Origin of the sequence: Streptomyces sp. DG2A-72 (assembly GCF_030499575.1) — a bacterium.
In the GTDB taxonomy this organism is placed as follows: domain Bacteria; phylum Actinomycetota; class Actinomycetes; order Streptomycetales; family Streptomycetaceae; genus Streptomyces.
The window spans coordinates 8,145,671-8,162,056 of sequence record NZ_JASTLC010000001.1 but is presented as its reverse complement, the minus strand read 5'-3'; the positions used below and the strand labels follow the sequence as shown (position 1 = coordinate 8,162,056).

Below are 16,386 nucleotides of genomic sequence, written 5' to 3'. Positions count from 1 at the left end.
CGGTGCCCCGCACGCCAACCGGTGTGCGGGGCACCGGCGTTGTCGTGGTCAGAGGTCTTCCTGCCAGGCGGCGAGCGCGAGGCCGGGCTCGTCCTTCTGCCGGGCGAGGCGCAGGACACCGTCCGGGGTCATGCTGGCGGCCACGACGCGTCCCTCGGCGTCCTCCGCCAGGGCGACCCGGGTGCCTGCCGGGAGCTGCGGGCCGGACTCCGTCCACCACAGGCCCGCCGACTCCAGTTCGGTCGGGTAGGCGGCGAAGGCCACCCGGCCGGAGGCCGAGCGCTGCGCGAGCAGGGTGCAGTCATGGCCGTCCAGGACACAGCGGAGGGTGGCCACCGGGCCTGGGCCCACGGCGGCGATGAGCGCGACCGGGTCGCCGCCCGGCCGCCACGCGTACAGCATGCCCTCGGGGTCCGCGAAGAACAGCGTCGTGTGCTCCTTCGAGGTCGGCAGCGCGCTCAGCGTGCCCGGCTCGATGCGGAGGGGCAGTGGATCGGCCGCGACCGGGCGGGCGCCGGGTTCCTGCTGATGCCAGCTCAGGATCCCGTCGGGGTTGGTGGCGTACACCTCGACGAGGCCCGACTCCCCGGTGACGGCGACGAGTTCCTCGTGCACCCTGGAGCCCCTGAGGTTGTGCCAGCCGTTCCAGCCGCCGCGTTCCTTCTGGTTGATGGTGTGGACGCCCTTGCCGCGGTTGCGCACGAAGAGGTACGCCCGTCCCTCGGCGTCGACGGTGACGGCGGGGGTGCCGGTCCGCTCGCCGTTCTTTTGGGGATGGCCGATCGGGATCCAGTCCAGGGGCGCGAGCAGGGGCCGGAAGTGTGTGGAGTGCACCAGGCCCGACTCGCCCTGCCCAGTGGGCCGCCAGGCGACCAGATGGGCGTAGCCGTCGGCGCCCTGGCCGACCGCGAACCCCGCCTGCACACTCTGCTCGCCGCCCACGCGGCGCGGGGGGTCCCACGGGCCGCCGGGGACGCGTTCCGCCCGGCACAGGACGGCGTCGTTCGACGGCCAGTAGACGCCGAGGCGGCCGTCTCGGCCGCGGATGAGCCAGTCGCCGTTCACCGCCTCACTCTATTCGGGGCGGACCGCGTACCGGGGATCGGACTCCCGCCTGGTCACAGCCACGCGGAGCCGACACTCGTCATGCGCGGCCGGACGGCGTCGTCCGCGTCTTCCGGCGCCGAAACCGGGCAGGCTCCTTCCCATAAGTTGTACAGACGCGGCACTCCCGCACACCCGCGACACAGAAAGTTGACGCAGATGACCGACCAGCTGACCGTGAGCGTCCTGGGCACCGGGATCATGGGGGCCGCGATGGCCCGTAACCTCGCGAAGTCCGGGCTCTCCGTGCGGGCCTGGAACCGCACCCGCGCCAAGGCGGAGCCCCTCGCCGCCGACGGCGCGTACATCGCCGACACGCCCGCCGACGCCGTCCGGGGCGCCGATGTCGTACTGACCATGCTCTACGACAGTCCCGCCGCGCTGGACGTCATGGACGAGGCCGCGCCCGGCCTGCGTCCCGGCGCCGTCTGGATGCAGTCCACCACCGCCGGTCTCGAATCGATCGCCGATCTGGCCGCGTTCGCCCAGGGACACGACCTGGTGTTCTACGACGCGCCCGTGCTGGGCACCCGGCAGCCCGCCGAGGCCGGGCAGCTCACCGTGCTCGCTGCCGGGCCGGAGCGGGGGCGGGAGACCGTGACGCCGGTGTTCGACGCGGTCGGTGCGCGCACCGTGTGGACCGGGGAGGACGGGGCGGCGGGTACCGCGACGCGGCTGAAGCTGGTGGCCAACAGCTGGGTGATCGCCGCGACCAACGCCACCGGTGAGGTGCTGGCGCTGGCCAAGGCGCTCGAGGTGGATCCCCAGGGGTTCTTCGACCTCATCGCGGGTGGGCCGCTCGACATGGGGTACCTGCGGGCGAAGGCCGGGCTCGTGCTGGAGGACCGGCTGACGCCCCCTCAGTTCGCGGTGACGACGGCGGCGAAGGACGCGCGGCTAATCGTCGAGGCGGGTGAGCGGCGGGGGGTGCGGCTGGATGGCGCGGCGGCCGGTGCGGAGCGGTTGGAGCGGGCGGTTGTGCAGGGGCATGGGGGCGAGGACATGGTGGCGGCGTATTTCGCCAGCTTTGACGAGAAGTCGGAGGACTGAGCGCCGGGGTGGGGGCTGGACAGGGGTGCGTCGCGCAGCCCGGCGCTGACGGGGTGCCGCCTGCGCCCACCCGTGCCGCCCCAGGCGGCACGCATGCCCGCAGCCTGACTGGACGGACTGGACGGCGGCCTGCCGCCTGCTGGGTGGCACCGCCCCCGCGGCACGCATGCCCGCAACCTGACCAGACGGCTGCCTGCCGCCAGCTGGGTGGGCGCCGGCTCCGCGGCACCCATGCCCGCAACCTGACTCGACGGCGGCCTGCTGCCAGCTCGGTGGGCACCGCCCCCGCCGCACGCCCGCAGCTCAGCGGAGGTGGCGGCGCTCGCGTGCGACCCTGGACCCATGGATGACGTATCCCCGCTGCTCCTCATCGTCGACGGCGCCAATGTCGTCGGGTCGGTTCCCGATGGGTGGTGGCGGGATCGGCGTGGGGCCGCGGCGCGGTTGCGGGATGTGCTGGCTGCCGACGGGGTACCGGGGCATCCCGGGCCCGTGGAGATCGTGCTCGTGGTCGAGGGGGCCGCTCGGGGGGTCGAATCCGTGCCCGGCGTACGGGTCGAGGGGGCGAGCGGGAGCGGGGACGACCACACGGTCGAGCTGGTCGCGCGGGCGGGCGGCCGGGACTGTCTCGTCGTCACGGCCGACCGTGAACTTCGGCGCCGGGTGACGGAGTTGGGAGCCGAGGTCACCGGCCCGCGGTCGATCCGCCGCCGGTGATCCCGTACCCGGCCAACGACAGCCGCATCCCGCACTGGTCCTCGGCCTCCACCGTCACCCGCTGCCCCCAGTGGGCGGTGAGTCGCTGGGCCACGTCGACCAGACGGCGGCGCTCCTGCGGGGTGTAGGCGGGGAAGCGGGTCCAGCCGCGTTCGGCGATCTGGTTGCCGAGTTCGTGGAACAGGGCGGATCTGGTGCGCTGTTCCTCCTCGTCGGTGAGCGGGGTGGACCCTTCGCCTCCCGTGTACCGCACGTTGTACAGGTCTCGGATCACTGATGGCTCGCCGTTCCGGTCGGGTGCGTGTCCGGCGAGCCTACGACCCCGCGGTCTCCGCCGGAGCGGGCCTGCGGGGCCGGATCGGTGGCTCGGTCGGCTACTGGGCGTCGCCGGGCTTCGGCGGCTTCAGCACATCGCTGACAGCCGTCTCCTCGTGCCGTCCGAGACGGCTGTGAGAGCGGCCGTAGACGAAGTACACGACGAAGCCGGCGGCCATCCAGACGGCGAAGCGGACCCAGGTCTCGGCGGGCAGGTTGAGCATCAGCCACAGCGAGGCGCACACGGACAGGATCGGGATGAACGGCACCCATGGGGTGCGGAAGGCCCGGTGCAGGTCGGGGCGGCTGCGCCGCAGGATGATCACACCGATCGCGACGACCACGAAGGCGAACAGCGTGCCGATGTTCACCAGCTCCGCCAGTTCGCTGAGGGGGGTGAAGCCGGCGAGGATCGCGATGAGCACGCCGAGCAGGATGGTCGGCCGGTGCGGGGTCTTGAACCGCGGATGGACGTGGGAGAAGAAGCGCGGCAGCAGTCCGTCACGGCTCATCGCGAAGAAGACCCGGGTCTGGCCGAGCAGCAGGATCATGCAGACCGTCGTCAGGCCGACCGCGGCGCCGAAGCTGATGAAGCCCGCGTACCAGGGATGCCCGGTGGCCTTGAAGGCGTCGGCGAGCGGGGCGGTGATGGACAGCTCGGTGTAGTGCTGCATGCCGGTCACGACGATCGACACGGCGACATACAGGGCCGTGCAGATGAGGAGCGAGCCGAGGATGCCGCGGGGCATGTCGCGCTGTGGGTTCTTGGTCTCCTCGGCGGCCGTGGCGACGACGTCGAAGCCGATGAAGGCGAAGAAGACGACGGAGGCGGCGGTGAAGATGCCCATCGTGCCGAAGTTGGAGGGCGCCCAGCCGAACATCAGCTGGATGAGCGGGGCTTGCAGGTTATCCCCCGCCTCCACGGCCTGCGCCTTCGGGATGAACGGGTCGTAGTTGTCGCCGTCGATGAAGAAGGCGCCCGCGATGATCACGGTCAGCACCACCGTCACCTTGATGGCGACGACGAGCGAGGTGACCCGGGCGGAGAGCTTGGTGCCGACCACGAGGATGGCGGTGAGCAGCAGGACGAGCGCGGCGGCGAGGATGTCGAAGCCGAAGCCGTCGGCGCCGTCTCTGGTGCCGAGCGCCTCGGGCAGCTGCCAGCCCGCGTTGTCCATCAGCGAGGCGATGTAGCCGGACCAGCCGACGGCCACCACCGCCGTGCCGAGCGCGAACTCCAGGACCAGGTCCCAGCCGATGATCCAGGCGGGCAGCTCGCCGAGGGAGGCGTACGAGAACGTGTACGCGGAGCCCGCCACCGGGACCGTGGAGGCGAACTCGGCGTAGCAGAGCGCGGCGAGCGCGCAGACGACGCCGGCCGTGACGAAGGCCAGCGCGACGGCGGGACCGGCGTTGTTCTTGGCGACCGTACCGGTGAGGACGAAGATTCCGGTGCCGATGATGACGCCGACGCCGAACACCGTCAGATCGAGCGCGGACAAGGATTTCTTGAGCGCGTGCTCGGGTTCCTCGGTATCGAGGATGGACTGCTCGACCTTCTTCGTCCTGAAGAGGGTGCTGCTCACGGGCGTACCTCCCACGCTGTGTCGTCCTCGACATGATCGAGAGGGGGCGTGGTGCGTATGCCCCGGCGCGGTTCGTTTCACACGGATGGGCCGGTTTCACCACCCTTCGCGGTGGTGAAACCGGCCCATCCGGACGCGAGGTGAGGCGCTAGTCGCGCGCGGGCTCCACGGTGGCCTCCGGACGGTCGAACCGGCCGTCCAGCTTGGAGACCAGTCCCGTGACCTGGCGGGCGATGTCGGGTGCGGTCAGCCCGATCTCGGCCATGACCTCCTTGCGGGAGGCGTGGTCGAGGAAGCGCGGCGGGATGCCGAAGTCACGCAGCGGGACGTCGACGCCGGCGTCGCGCAGTGCCTGGGCGATCGTCGAACCGACACCGCCGACGCGGGAGTTGTCCTCGACGGTGACGACCACGCGGTGCCGCTCGGCGAGGGGCGCCATGGCCTCGTCGACCGGCTTGACCCAGCGCGGGTCGACTACGGTCGTGGAGATGCCCTGCTTGTCGAGCAGGGAGGCGATCTCCAGGCACATCGGCGCTAGGGCGCCCACCGAGACGAGGAGCACGTCCGGCGTCTGCGTCCCCGGCTCGCGCAGTACGTCCATGCCGCCGACACGGCCCACGGCGGGTACGGCGGGGCCGACGGCGCCCTTCGAGAAGCGGACCACGGTCGGCGCGTCGGTCACGTCGACGGCCTCGCGCAGCTGGGCGCGGACCTGGTCGGCGTCGCGCGGGGCGGCCAGCCGCAGCCCGGGGACGACCTGGAGGATCGACATGTCCCACATGCCGTTGTGGGAGGCGCCGTCGGTGCCGGTGACGCCGGCCCGGTCCAGTACGAAAGTCACACCGCACTTGTGGAGGGCGACATCCATCAGGACCTGGTCGAAGGCACGATTGAGGAATGTGGCGTACACCGCGAACACCGGATGCAGACCGCCCGTGGCCAGGCCCGCCGCGGAGACGGCGCCGTGCTGCTCGGCGATCCCGACGTCGTAGACCCGGTCCGGGAAGGTGTCGGCGAACTTCTTGAGGCCGACCGGCTGGAGCATCGCCGCGGTGATCGCCACGATGTCCTCGCGCTCCGTGCCGAGCCGCACCATCTCCTCACCGAAGACGGAGGTCCAGTCGGAGCCCGACGCCTTGATCGGCAGGCCCGTGTCGGGGTGGATGGGGCCGATGCCGTGGAAGCGGTCGGCCTCGTCCTGGAGGGCGGGCTGGTAGCCGCGGCCCTTCTCGGTGAGGCAGTGCACGATGACCGGGCCGCCGAAGCGCTTGGCGCGGGCCAGCGCCGACTCCAGGGCCTCGATGTCATGGCCGTCGATCGGGCCGACGTACTTCAGGCCGAGGTCCTCGAACATGCCCTGGGGCGCGATGAAGTCCTTCAGGCCCTTCTTGGCGCCGTGGAGGGTCTCGTAGAGCGGCCTGCCGACGACGGGCGTGCGGTCGAGGATCTCCTTCGTCCGGGTGAGGAAGCGCTCGTACCCGTCGGTCGTCCGCAGCGTGGCCAGGTGGTTGGCGAGACCGCCGATGGTGGGCGCGTACGACCGCTCGTTGTCGTTGACGACGATGACGAGCGGGCGGTCCTTGGCCTCGGCGATGTTGTTGAGGGCTTCCCAGGCCATGCCGCCGGTCAGGGCGCCGTCACCAATCACGGCGACCACGTGGTCGTCGCGTTTGCGGATCTCGTTCGCTTTCGCGAGGCCGTCGGCCCAGCCGAGGACCGTGGAGGCGTGCGAGTTCTCGATGACGTCGTGCTCGGACTCGGCCTGCGAGGGGTAGCCGGACAGACCGCCCTTCATCTTCAGCCTGCTGAAGTCCTGGCGGCCGGTGAGCAGCTTGTGCACATAGGACTGGTGGCCGGTGTCCCAGAGCACCTTGTCCTTGGGTGAGTCGAAGACCCGGTGCAGCGCGATGGTGAGCTCGACCACGCCGAGGTTCGGGCCGAGGTGGCCGCCGGTCTTGGAGACGGCTTCGACCAGGAAGGTCCGGATCTCCTCTGCCAGCAGGGCCAGCTCCTCCAGGCTGAGCCGGTCCAGATCGCGCGGTCCCCTGATGCGGGTCAGCAGCGGCACCCGTGCCTCCTTGCAGTAGAGCTGATCGAGCTGTTGCCGGGCCTGTCGAGTCTAATGTTCCGCCTGGGCGGGCGATGCCCGGGCGGTGCGTCATAGGTCACGCGATCGGCTGTACCCAAGTTGTGGCGTTCCTACGACATGACTGTTGCCCGGCACCTGAAGATGCCGGGCAACAGTCGCGCCCCGTCAGGGGCGCGGGGCTGTGTCAATATGCGGCTCCGCCGCGTGGGCGCGACCAGCCACAGCCGGCCCACAGCCCGCGAACAACCTGTCTAGGCACGACCTGCCGTCTTCTGCGTCCGACGGGTGATCGAGTCAATGACCACCGTCGTCAGCAGAACACCCGCGGTGATCATGTACTTCACCGGCTCGGCGATGGACTCCAACTGCAGCCCGTACTGGATGGAGACGATCACCAGCACACCGAGGAGCGCGTTCCACGTACGTCCACGCCCACCGAAGAGACTCGTGCCGCCGATGACCGCCGCGGCGATCGCGTTCATCAGCAGGTCACCAGTTCCCGCGCTCTGGTTGGCGGACGCGATCTTCGAGGCCAGGAACAGACCGCCGATGGCCGCGAACCCACCGGAGATCGCGAACACGGAGATCCGTACGGCGGTGACGTTGATGCCCGCACGGCGGGACGCCTCCACGCTGCCGCCGAGGGCGAAGATCTTGCGGCCGTACGAGGTGCGGCGCAGCACGAAGTCGGTCAGGAACAGGAAGCCCAGGAAGATCACCGTGGCCAGCGGCAGACCCTTGTACTGGTTGTACATGGCCGCCGCGGCGAAGGAGACGATGGCCAGCAGCACCGTCCGCAGGAGCGTGTCGCTGAGCGGCCGGGACGGGACGCCCGCCGCCTCCCGGCGCCGGTTGCCCAGGAAGGACGTGATGAAGAAGACGGCGACCATCACGATCGCGAGGCCGTACGCGGCGGCCACGTCGCTGAAGAAGTACGTGGTCAGATTGCCGATGAAGCCGTCGCTGTCGAGGTTGATCGTGCCGTTCTCGCCCAGCGTCTGGAGCATGAAGCCCAGCCAGAACAGCAGACCCGCCAGGGTCACGGCGAAGGCGGGAGCGCCGAGCACCGCGAAGAAGAAGCCGTGTGCCGCGCCGATGGCCGCACCCGCGGCGACGGCGAACAGCACCGCCATCCACTCCGGCCAGCCCTGATTGACGGCGAGGACGGCCGCGATGGCGCTGGCCGCGCCGCTGACCGAGCCGACCGACAGGTCGATCTCGCCGAGCAGCAGCACGAAGACGATGCCGACGGAGATCATGCCCGTGCCGACCATCGTGACGGTGATGTCACTGATGTTCTGTGCGGACAGGAACGCCGAGTTGAGGGACTGGAAGACGACGCAGATGACGACCAGGCCGACGATGACCGGCAGGGAGCCCAGCTCGCCCGCCTTCATCTTCCGCTTGAACTCGCCGAGGTAGCCGGCCAGGCCCCGCTCGCGCACCAGGAGCCGCGGGTCGACCGCGGTCACCGCGGCCGCGGCGGCCTCGGGGTTCTCGACGGCGTGCGCGTCCTGCGGGGACGTGGAGGTCTTGTCGATGCTCACTTTTGAACCTCCCCGGTCGTGCGCGCCGCACGGCGGGTCACGGCGTTGTCGGTGGCGCCGGTGATGGCGGAGATGATCTCCTCCTGCGAGGTCGTCTTGACCTCGAAGACGCCGTTGTTCCGGCCCAGTCGCAGCACGGCGACCTTGTCGGCCACGGCCTTCACATCGGCCATGTTGTGGCTGATGAGGATGACCGCGTGACCGCGCTCCCGCAGCCGCTCGACCAGGTCGAGGACCTGGGCGGTCTGCTCGACACCGAGGGCCGCGGTGGGCTCGTCGAGAATGACCAGCTTGGGCTCGCCGAGCATGGACCGGGCGATGGCCACGGTCTGGCGCTGACCGCCGGAGAGCGAGGCGATCGGGATACGGACGCTGGGGATGCGGATCGACAGCGTCTGCAGCAGTTCCTGGGAGCGGCGCTCCATCTCGACCTCGTCGAGGACGCCCCACTTCCTCAGCTCACGGCCGAGGAACAGGTTTCCGACGACGTCGATGTTGTCGCACAGCGCGAGGTCCTGGTAGACCGTCGCGATGCCCAGGGCCTGGGCGTCGTGCGGCCGGTTGATCGATACGGCCTTGCCGTCCCACTCGATGACGCCCTCATCAATGGGGTGCACGCCGGCGATCGTCTTGACCAGCGTGGATTTTCCGGCGCCGTTGTCGCCGACGAGGGCGACCACCTCACCGGCGTGGACCTCAAGCTCTACGTCGGTGAGCGCCTGAACGGCACCGAATCGCTTGGAGACCCCGCGCAACGCCAGCACGGGCGTAGCGGACACGTGAACCATCTCCTTCGCCGCCTGACCCGGCGGGAGGTTGTGCAGAAAGAAAGATTGGGGGGATGTTCCGTCCGGCGCCCCGCAACGAGCTTGCGGGGCTGCGTGTATGCGGGGCGCCGGAGGAGCCTGGAGAGCGGCGGTCCCGGTACGGGAGTTCGGACAACGATTCCCGAATTCCCGTACGTTCACAGGGACTTGCGGCTGTTTACTTCAGACCGATCTTGTCGCAGGCCGACTTGTACTTGGCCGTGCAGATCTCGTCGATCGTGTAGACGCCGTCCTTGATGACGGTGTCGTTGATGTTGTCCTTGGTCAACGAGGTGACCGGGACCAGAACCGACGGAACAGCCTTGGCGCTGCCGCTGTCGACCTTGTCCTTGGCGATGGAGTCCAGGGACTCGCCCTTGGCGAGCGCGACAGCCATCTCGGCGGCGGCATCGGCCTCGGGGGCGTACGGCTTGTAGACGCTCATGTACTGGTCGCCGGTGACGATGCGCTGGACGGCGGCGAGTTCGGCGTCCTGGCCGGTGACCGGGACATCGATGCCGGCCGACTTCAGGGCGGTGATGATGCCGCCCGCCATGCCGTCGTTGGCGGAGTAGACACCGATGATCTTGTCCTTGCCGAGCGCCGAGATCGCCGACTCCATGTTGGCGTTGGCGTTCTCCGGCTTCCACTCCTTGGTGTCGTACTCCTTGCCGATGTTCACCTTGCCGTCGAGGACGGAGTGCGCGCCCTCCTTGAACTGGGCGGCGTTCGGGTCGGTGACGGAGCCGTTCATCATGACGACCTGGCCGTCCTTGGCCTTGTCGCCCAGCGCCGTGAGCAGGGCCTCGCCCTGGGTCTTGCCGACCGACACGTTGTCGAAGGAGGTGTAGGCGCTGATCGGGCCCTCGGCCAGGCGGTCGTAGGCGACGACCTTGATGCCGGCCTCGACGGCCTTCTGCACGGAGTTCTTGATCGCCTTGGCGTCCACGGCGTCCAGGATCAGCACGTCCACCTTGTTGGTGATCATCGTGTCGACCTGCTGCGCCTGCAGGTTGGCGTCCTGCTTGGCGTTGTTGTACTGGATCTCAGCCTTGTTGTTCGTCAGCTCCCCGATCTTTTTCTCGATCAAGGGGCGGTCGAACTTCTCGTACCGCGCGGTCTGGTTCTCCGGGAGCAGGAGACCGACCTTGATGTTGTCGCCCTTGGCGGCGGTACCCGCGGTCTCACTGCCACCGTCGGCCTCCTTCGCGCTGCCACAGGCGGCGAGGGAAACAGCCATCGCACTTGCGGCGATGGCAACGGCGGCACGACGCATACGCGTGTTCACTTCAGAAACCTCCCTGACGAGGCCGCGTCGTTGCGGCCGAGGTGGCTGGAAGTCAACTCGGCCACCCGTGCGACGTCAAGAAGTAAATCCTTAACGGGTTGGCAACGGTGCCATCCGTTCTCTAAGTGAAGGCAGGGGCAGCGGCAGTCAGCGAGCCGTCCAAAAGGGTTGAATCCCCCATCTCGCTGAGCGCCAGCGCAAGGGCTCCGAGGACCTCCGCGCGACCACCGAGTGCGCCTGGCAACACCGAGAGTTGTCGTGCGGCACTGGGGATCGCATACCGGCCGACCGACTCCCTGATGGGCCCGAGCACCAGCTCACCGGCCTCGGCGAGATCACCGCCGAGGACCACTCGGCTCGGGTTGAGCAAATTGCAGAGGTTGGCGACTCCACTGCCGATGTGACGGCCGACGTCGGCGATCACCCGACGGCAGCCCGGGTCTCCGTCCCGCGCCAGTCGTACGACGCCTTCCATGGTCAGGTCGGTGCCGTGGCTGGACTGGAGGAGCGGGAGCACATAGCGCGCGGCCGTGAAGGTCTCCAGGCAGCCCCGGTTACCGCAGCGGCAGACAGGACCGGACTCATCAAGAGTAATATGCCCGATTTCTCCAGCCGTGCCACCCGGGCCGCGGTAGATCTTGCCGTTGATGACCAGGCCGGCGCCGACACCACTGGCGACCTTGATGTACGCCAGGTCCTTCGCACCCCGGCCGCTGCCCCAGACCATCTCGCCGAGGGCGGCCAGGTTGGCGTCGTTGTCGACATGGACGGGCACACCGAGCCGCCCCCGCAGCTCCTCGGCGGGCTTGGTGCCGGTCCAGCCCGGCAGGATCGCGGTGGAACCCAGGGTGCCCGACTCGACGTCGATCGGCCCCGGCACGCCCAGGCCCACGCCCGCGACCTTGGAGCGGTCCACTCCGGTCGCCACGATCAGCCGGTTGACCAGCTCTTCCGCCCGGTCGAAGCTCTGCGTGGCGGAGGCGTCCACATCGAGCGGCTCGGCCTCCTCGGCCAGCACCTGATGGGCGAGATTCCCGACCGCGACGCGCAAATGCGTATGCCCGAAGTCCACGCCGATCACGATCCCGGCGTCCCCGCTCAGGGAGACGCTGCGGGCCCTGCGGCCGCCCGCCGAAGTGGGCGTGACCTCGACCGTTCCGCCGTCCTTGAGCTCCCGGACGATGTTGGAGACCGTCGCCGCGGACAGGCCGGTCGTCCTCGCGATCTCCGCCTGCGTGAGCGAGCCCGCCAGCCGTACGGCCCGGACGACCCGCTCCAGGTTGGCTCGGTGCAGCGACGACTGCGACCCCGGAGTCTCCACGACGACCTCCTGCGCGCGGGACCGCTTCGATGAGGCCCCGTCTATGTCCAACTAGTGAACTCTAAGCTGAGCCGTTCGGGTCGCCTCCCGTCAAGAGGTTGAACCGGATCGGGGAACCCGCTCCGCCTCCGCGCCCGCCGTGCGGATCGAGGAGTCTCGGACCCGGTATCCGTAACGGGCATGAATGCTAGCGATACGCTAGCACCCGCAGATAGAATGACCGCATGACTTCGATCGTGACCCGCGACGTCCCCGACAGCGTCCTGAACACCCTCAAGGAGCGCGCCGCCCAAGCAGGTCAGAGCCTCCAGGCATACGTCCTGGAACTCCTCACCCGCGAGGCGGCCACCCCCACCAACGCGGAACTCGCCGAACGGATGCGCAGTGCTGCCGGCCTCGACCTCACCGACACCGACATCCCCGGCCTCGTCGAGGCAGAACGCGAGCGGCGGCCGTGATCGTCATCGACTGCTCGGCCCTGGTCCACGCTCTCATCGACAAGGGCTCCCGAGGTGAAGCTGTGCGCGACAAGATCGCCACGGACGACCTGGCCGCCCCCGGTCTTCTCGACTACGAGATCGCATCGGCGCTGTTCGGCATGGCGCGCGGCACACGTAGCGGCACCCCGAAGCTCGAACGCCCGGCCTTGGACGAAGCCTTGGACACCTACCAGGCCCTCACCATCCGCCGTTACGACGCACTCCCGTTCTGGCCTCGCGTACGGATCCTGTCGGCGAATCTCTCCCCCTACGACGCCCCCTATACCGCCCTGGCCGAGGCGCTCGGCACGACCCTGGTCACAGCGGACGCCAGGATCAAACGCAGCGGGGCCGCACGCTGCCCGGTCGAGGTCATCTGATGCCGCTGGGCCCCACCCCTACTTCAGCGCCCCCGCTGTCAGCCCCTGCACCACCTGACGCTGGAAGACGATGTACGCCGCGAGCACCGGCAGCATCGCCATCACCAGGCCCGCGAACAGACCCGACCAGTCGCCCTTGTAGCCCTGGCTGACCGCGAGTTGGACCAGGCCCTGGGTGAGGACTCGCTTGTCGGGGTCGGTGTTGAGAACCGTGGGAAGCATGTACTGGTTCCACTGGCCCAGGAAGTTGAAGATACCCACGCTGACCAGGCCGGGCTTGGCCATCGGCAGCATGATCTGGAAGAACGTCCTGGAGTGCGAGGCCCCGTCCACGAAGGCCGCCTCCGCCACCGAGCTCGGCAGGGTGCGGAAGAACGCGGTCAGGAAGAAGACCGTGAACGGGAGCGAGTAGGCGATGTAGACCAGGATCAGCCCGTGGATCGTGTTCAGCAGGCCCATGTTGTTCACGACGTAGAACAGCGGGACCAGCGCCAGCATGATCGGGAAACTCATGCCGCCGATGAACAGGTAGTAGATGAAGCGGTTGCCCGGGAACTCGAAGCGGGCCAGCACATAGGCCGCCATCGAGCCCAGCACCAGCGTGCCGATGAGCGAACCCCCCACCACCAGGATGGTGTTGAGGAAGTAGTCGCTCATGTTGGCCTCGGTCCAGGCCCGCGACCAGTTGTCGAAGTGCAGCTTGTCCGGCAGCGACCAGGGCGAGCCGAAGATGGAGGCGTCGTCCTTGAAGGACGTCATCACCGCCCACAGCAGCGGCATGACCACCATGAACGCCCAGATGACGAGGACGCCGTGGGAGAAGACGTTGAGGACCCTGCCTTCCTTCTTCCCCTTCGGGGGCGCAGCGGCCGGGCCGCCGGTCTTGCTCACGGACATACCGGACTCGGTCGGTCCGGGCGCGGAGGTCTCGGTCGTCTTCATCTGATCAGTACTCCAGCCGCTCGCGCCGGCCCAGCCGCATCACTACGGCGGCGAAGGCCAGCGTGACGACGAGCAGGGCGACGCCGATGGTCGTGGCGTAGGCGGCCTGCCCGTCACGGAACGCCTTCTGATACACGTACAGGACCATGACGGTGGTCGAGTAGTCGGGACCGCCGGGGCCGGTCGTCATGATCTGTACGACCGCGAACGACTCGGCACCCAGGGCGAGAATGCCCATGTAGACCCAGCCGGACTGCACGGTGTCCCAGAGCAGCGGCAGGGTGATCCGGAAGAACGTGGTGCTGCGGTTGGCGCCGTCGAGGAGCGCGGCCTCGTACAGATCCGCCGGGATCGAAGCCATACCCGCGGAGAAGAGGACCACGAAGAAGCCGACCGTGGACCACACCAGCACCGCCATCACGGCCCACAGCGCGAGGTTCGGGTCGCCGAGCCACAGCGGCTGGACGCTGTCCAGGCCCATCCCCCGCAGGATCGAGTTGATCGCGCCGCTGTCCGGGTTGTACGCGAAGGCGAACAACAGGGCGACGATCGCGATCGACAGCACCTGCGGGAAGAAATAGACGATCTTGTAGAACGAGGAGCCGCGGACACCGGTGATCACCGGGCCGCCCCTCCTCTTCCGCCCGCCCACGTTGATCATGAAGGCGAAGAACAGTGCAAGGCTGATCGTCACCAGCGGCAGCAGCAACGCGAACAACAGGCTGTGCTGCAACGACTTCCAGAAGATGTCGTCGTCCAGCATCCTTTCGTAGTTGTCGAAGCCGACCATCTTGAATTCGGGGCTCAGCCCCGTCCAGTCCGTGAACGAGTAGTAGATGGACTGGATGAACGGCCAGACGACGAAAAGCGTGTACAGCCCCAGGGGTACCACCAGGAACCCCACGATGAACCGGTACTTGCCGTGCTGCATTGCTACCGACCCCGTTCTGTGCGCGGGTGCCGCCGCTGGTGACGGATCCTCACCTGATCTACTGATGCTTGTAGTGCTTGATCGACGAGTCCTTGGCGGTCGCGTCGGCGAAGCCCTGGATCTTCTTGATGGCCTCCGCCGGAGTGAGCCGGCCGGCCATCATCTCACCGAGGCCCGACACACCAATCTGCTCCTTCTGCAGCTGTACATACCAGTCCTGCATACGCGGATTCACCACGTTCTCGCCGGCCTTGTCCAGCGCGGCGACACCGGACTTGAGGCCCGGGGTGAGGGTGATGCCGTCGGTACCGCCGTTGTAGGCGGTGAGCGACTTGACCTTGGACGTGAAGTTCTTCGAGGACGCCTCGCTCAGCATGATGCGCAGCTGCTCCATGCCGCCCGCGCCGTTCTTCGCCTTGGCGGGGACGATGAAGGGCTCACCGCCGGACGCCCAGATGGTGCCGAAGGGCAGCTTGTCGGAGCTGTCGATTCCGGTGGGAGCGGAGACCGCGAGGTCGAAGTCCTTGGGGATGACATTCGCCGACTCGTTCTCCACCCAGGAGCCGTTCGGGATGAACAGCGCCTTGCCCTGAGCCCACGCGGTCTGCGACTGGATGTGGTCCAGACCCGGCGTGCCCTTGAGGACGTAGCCCTTCTGGTAGAGCTCGTAATAGGCGTCGAAGCATGCCTTGACCGCCGGGTGCTTCCACGCGTTCGGCTCCAGGTTGTCGATGGCGTCGAGCACCTCGACCCCGCCCACCTTGCCGATCATCGGGTAGAGCGAGAAGGGGAGGTAGTACGGGTATTTGCCCGCATACGTCCAGCCCGCCATGCCCTTCTTCTTGGCTTTCTCGCAGACCGCGAGCATCTGGTCCCAGGTTTCGGGGTACTGCTCGTCGAGCGAGTCCAGGGCCTTCTGGGAGTACCAGACGCCGTACACCGTGTACGCGTAGTACATGATCCAGACCGGATCGCCGTCCAACTGGCCCATCTCCACGATGCCCGGACGCAGCGTGTCGCGGACCTTCTTGTTCGGGTCGTCGTACGACGGGGCGTCCAGCAGCGGAGTGAGGTCGGCGAGCTGCTTCTTGCTGGAGAGAACGCCCATGTCCATCTGCTCGGCACCGGAGTTGTCGATGAGGTCCGGCGGGGTGCCCTGGTTGAAGCGGGGCTGCAGCGTGGACTGGATCTTCTGTGTCGCGGAGAACTTCACCTTGGCCTTGGGGAAGTTCGTCTCGTAGATCTTCACGGCGTCCTCGGCGTACTCCTTGCCGAAGCCGCCGTCGAACAGCACGAATTCCATCTGCGCGGTGTCATTGACGCCGAGCGGGTTCTTCGCGGTCTTCTCTCCCGTTTCGGCCTTCTCCTCGTCACCCCCGCCGCCGCTGGCACACGCGGACAGGAAACTCATCGTGGGTACGGAGATCAGACCGAGTGCGGCCGACCGCTTGATCAGATGGCGGCGGCCGACGCCTGCGGAGCCGGTATTCGCCAGGTGCGTGCTGTGCTCGGCGTTCGCGGTGTTCTCGGCGGAAGTGGATCCCATGCTCAAGTCCTCGCCTTCTCCAGGACTCAGGCGGTGAACCGGAACCTCCCCGGCACCGCGGTCAGGTCAAGCAGGGTTGTGCAGGACGTGCGAATCGATCATGCGGATCGATCATGCGGATCGGACGTGCGGATCTGTGCGTTCGGATCGAGTGAATTGCCGACAGGTATAGTCCACTTCCCGCCAGCGGAGCAAGATCGAATGCAAGGTTGGCTGTTGGTCTTTTCCGAGTTGAGACCTCGCGGAAATATGAGCGGCCTGCGCGTTCCTCGCCGGATAAATTCT

At 68.1% G+C, this 16,386-nt stretch carries 15 protein-coding genes; 4 read left to right on the top strand and 11 right to left on the bottom strand.

From position 1 onward, the window contains the following. Window positions 1-48 precede the first annotated feature (48 nt). Window positions 49-1,065, bottom strand: a complete 1,017-nt coding sequence (locus QQY66_RS38760) for a hypothetical protein (RefSeq protein ID WP_301985049.1) — start codon at window positions 1,063-1,065, stop codon at window positions 49-51. Window positions 1,066-1,212: 147 nt separating this feature from the next. Between QQY66_RS38760 and QQY66_RS38755 the strand changes: the two genes are divergently transcribed. Next, a complete protein-coding gene (locus QQY66_RS38755; RefSeq protein ID WP_367667028.1) occupies window positions 1,213-2,154 on the top strand; it encodes an NAD(P)-dependent oxidoreductase in 942 nt (313 codons plus the stop codon). 342 nt (window positions 2,155-2,496) lie between these two features. Further along, on the top strand, window positions 2,497-2,871 hold the full coding sequence (locus QQY66_RS38750; protein ID WP_301985047.1) for an NTP pyrophosphohydrolase: 375 nt from the start codon (window positions 2,497-2,499) through the stop codon (window positions 2,869-2,871). Here QQY66_RS38750 and QQY66_RS38745 read toward each other — a convergent pair. From QQY66_RS38745 to QQY66_RS38715, 7 genes are all read right to left on the bottom strand, one after another. Then, a complete protein-coding gene (locus QQY66_RS38745; protein ID WP_301985046.1) occupies window positions 2,840-3,145 on the bottom strand; it encodes a hypothetical protein in 306 nt (101 codons plus the stop codon). The two genes, QQY66_RS38750 and QQY66_RS38745, sit on opposite strands and share 32 nt — an antisense overlap. A 100-nt stretch (window positions 3,146-3,245) precedes the next feature. Continuing rightward, window positions 3,246-4,772 carry an amino acid permease gene (locus QQY66_RS38740; protein ID WP_301985045.1) on the bottom strand — a complete coding sequence of 509 codons (1,527 nt, stop codon included), beginning with the start codon at window positions 4,770-4,772 and terminating at the stop codon, window positions 3,246-3,248. A 148-nt stretch (window positions 4,773-4,920) separates the two neighbouring features. Beyond that, on the bottom strand, window positions 4,921-6,840 hold the full coding sequence (dxs, locus tag QQY66_RS38735; RefSeq protein ID WP_301985044.1) for a 1-deoxy-D-xylulose-5-phosphate synthase: 1,920 nt from the start codon (window positions 6,838-6,840) through the stop codon (window positions 4,921-4,923). Between the two features lie 272 nt (window positions 6,841-7,112). Continuing rightward, window positions 7,113-8,408: a sugar ABC transporter permease gene (locus QQY66_RS38730; protein WP_301985043.1), complete on the bottom strand. Its 1,296-nt coding sequence runs from the start codon at window positions 8,406-8,408 to the stop codon at window positions 7,113-7,115. Further along, entirely contained in the window at window positions 8,405-9,196 is a 792-nt protein-coding gene (locus QQY66_RS38725) for an ATP-binding cassette domain-containing protein (RefSeq protein ID WP_301985042.1), read from the bottom strand. The genes QQY66_RS38730 and QQY66_RS38725 overlap by 4 nt, the downstream gene beginning before the upstream one ends. Window positions 9,197-9,392: 196 nt before the next feature. Then, a complete protein-coding gene (locus QQY66_RS38720; protein ID WP_301987637.1) occupies window positions 9,393-10,490 on the bottom strand; it encodes a substrate-binding domain-containing protein in 1,098 nt (365 codons plus the stop codon). 133 nt (window positions 10,491-10,623) lie between these two features. Next, entirely contained in the window at window positions 10,624-11,823 is a 1,200-nt protein-coding gene (locus tag QQY66_RS38715) for an ROK family transcriptional regulator (RefSeq protein ID WP_301985041.1), read from the bottom strand. Window positions 11,824-12,047: 224 nt separating this feature from the next. Here QQY66_RS38715 and QQY66_RS38710 point away from each other — a divergent pair, with 224 nt between their 5' ends. Both QQY66_RS38710 and QQY66_RS38705 read left to right on the top strand, forming a co-directional pair. Next, entirely contained in the window at window positions 12,048-12,281 is a 234-nt protein-coding gene (locus QQY66_RS38710) for an antitoxin (RefSeq protein WP_301985040.1), read from the top strand. Further along, window positions 12,278-12,682: a type II toxin-antitoxin system VapC family toxin gene (locus QQY66_RS38705; protein ID WP_301985039.1), complete on the top strand. Its 405-nt coding sequence runs from the start codon at window positions 12,278-12,280 to the stop codon at window positions 12,680-12,682. Before QQY66_RS38710 ends, QQY66_RS38705 begins: the two co-directional genes overlap by 4 nt. An 18-nt stretch (window positions 12,683-12,700) precedes the next feature. Here QQY66_RS38705 and QQY66_RS38700 read toward each other — a convergent pair whose 3' ends face one another. Genes QQY66_RS38700 through ngcE form a run of 3 tightly spaced genes read right to left on the bottom strand, consistent with a single transcriptional unit; the run spans window position 12,701 to window position 16,101 of the window. After that, window positions 12,701-13,624, bottom strand: coding sequence for a carbohydrate ABC transporter permease (locus QQY66_RS38700; protein ID WP_301985038.1), 924 nt, complete (start codon window positions 13,622-13,624; stop codon window positions 12,701-12,703). 4 nt (window positions 13,625-13,628) lie between these two features. Beyond that, window positions 13,629-14,555: a carbohydrate ABC transporter permease gene (locus QQY66_RS38695; RefSeq protein ID WP_301985037.1), complete on the bottom strand. Its 927-nt coding sequence runs from the start codon at window positions 14,553-14,555 to the stop codon at window positions 13,629-13,631. A gap of 58 nt (window positions 14,556-14,613) precedes the next feature. Continuing rightward, window positions 14,614-16,101: an N-acetylglucosamine/diacetylchitobiose ABC transporter substrate-binding protein gene (gene ngcE, locus QQY66_RS38690; protein WP_301985036.1), complete on the bottom strand. Its 1,488-nt coding sequence runs from the start codon at window positions 16,099-16,101 to the stop codon at window positions 14,614-14,616. Between the last annotated feature and the right edge of the window lie 285 nt (window positions 16,102-16,386).

Bases quoted from the DNA above. Each gene is read 5' to 3' on its own strand.
- QQY66_RS38750 (WP_301985047.1), top strand. From the start codon at position 2,497: ATGGATGACGTATCCCCGCTGCTCCTCATCGTCGACGGCGCCAATGTC.
- QQY66_RS38725 (WP_301985042.1), bottom strand. From the start codon at position 9,196: ATGGTTCACGTGTCCGCTACGCCCGTGCTGGCGTTGCGCGGGGTCTCC.
- QQY66_RS38720 (WP_301987637.1), bottom strand. From the start codon at position 10,490: ATGCGTCGTGCCGCCGTTGCCATCGCCGCAAGTGCGATGGCTGTTTCC.
- QQY66_RS38710 (WP_301985040.1), top strand. From the start codon at position 12,048: ATGACTTCGATCGTGACCCGCGACGTCCCCGACAGCGTCCTGAACACC.
- QQY66_RS38700 (WP_301985038.1), bottom strand. From the start codon at position 13,624: ATGAAGACGACCGAGACCTCCGCGCCCGGACCGACCGAGTCCGGTATG.
- QQY66_RS38695 (WP_301985037.1), bottom strand. From the start codon at position 14,555: ATGCAGCACGGCAAGTACCGGTTCATCGTGGGGTTCCTGGTGGTACCC.
- ngcE (WP_301985036.1), bottom strand. From the start codon at position 16,101: ATGGGATCCACTTCCGCCGAGAACACCGCGAACGCCGAGCACAGCACG.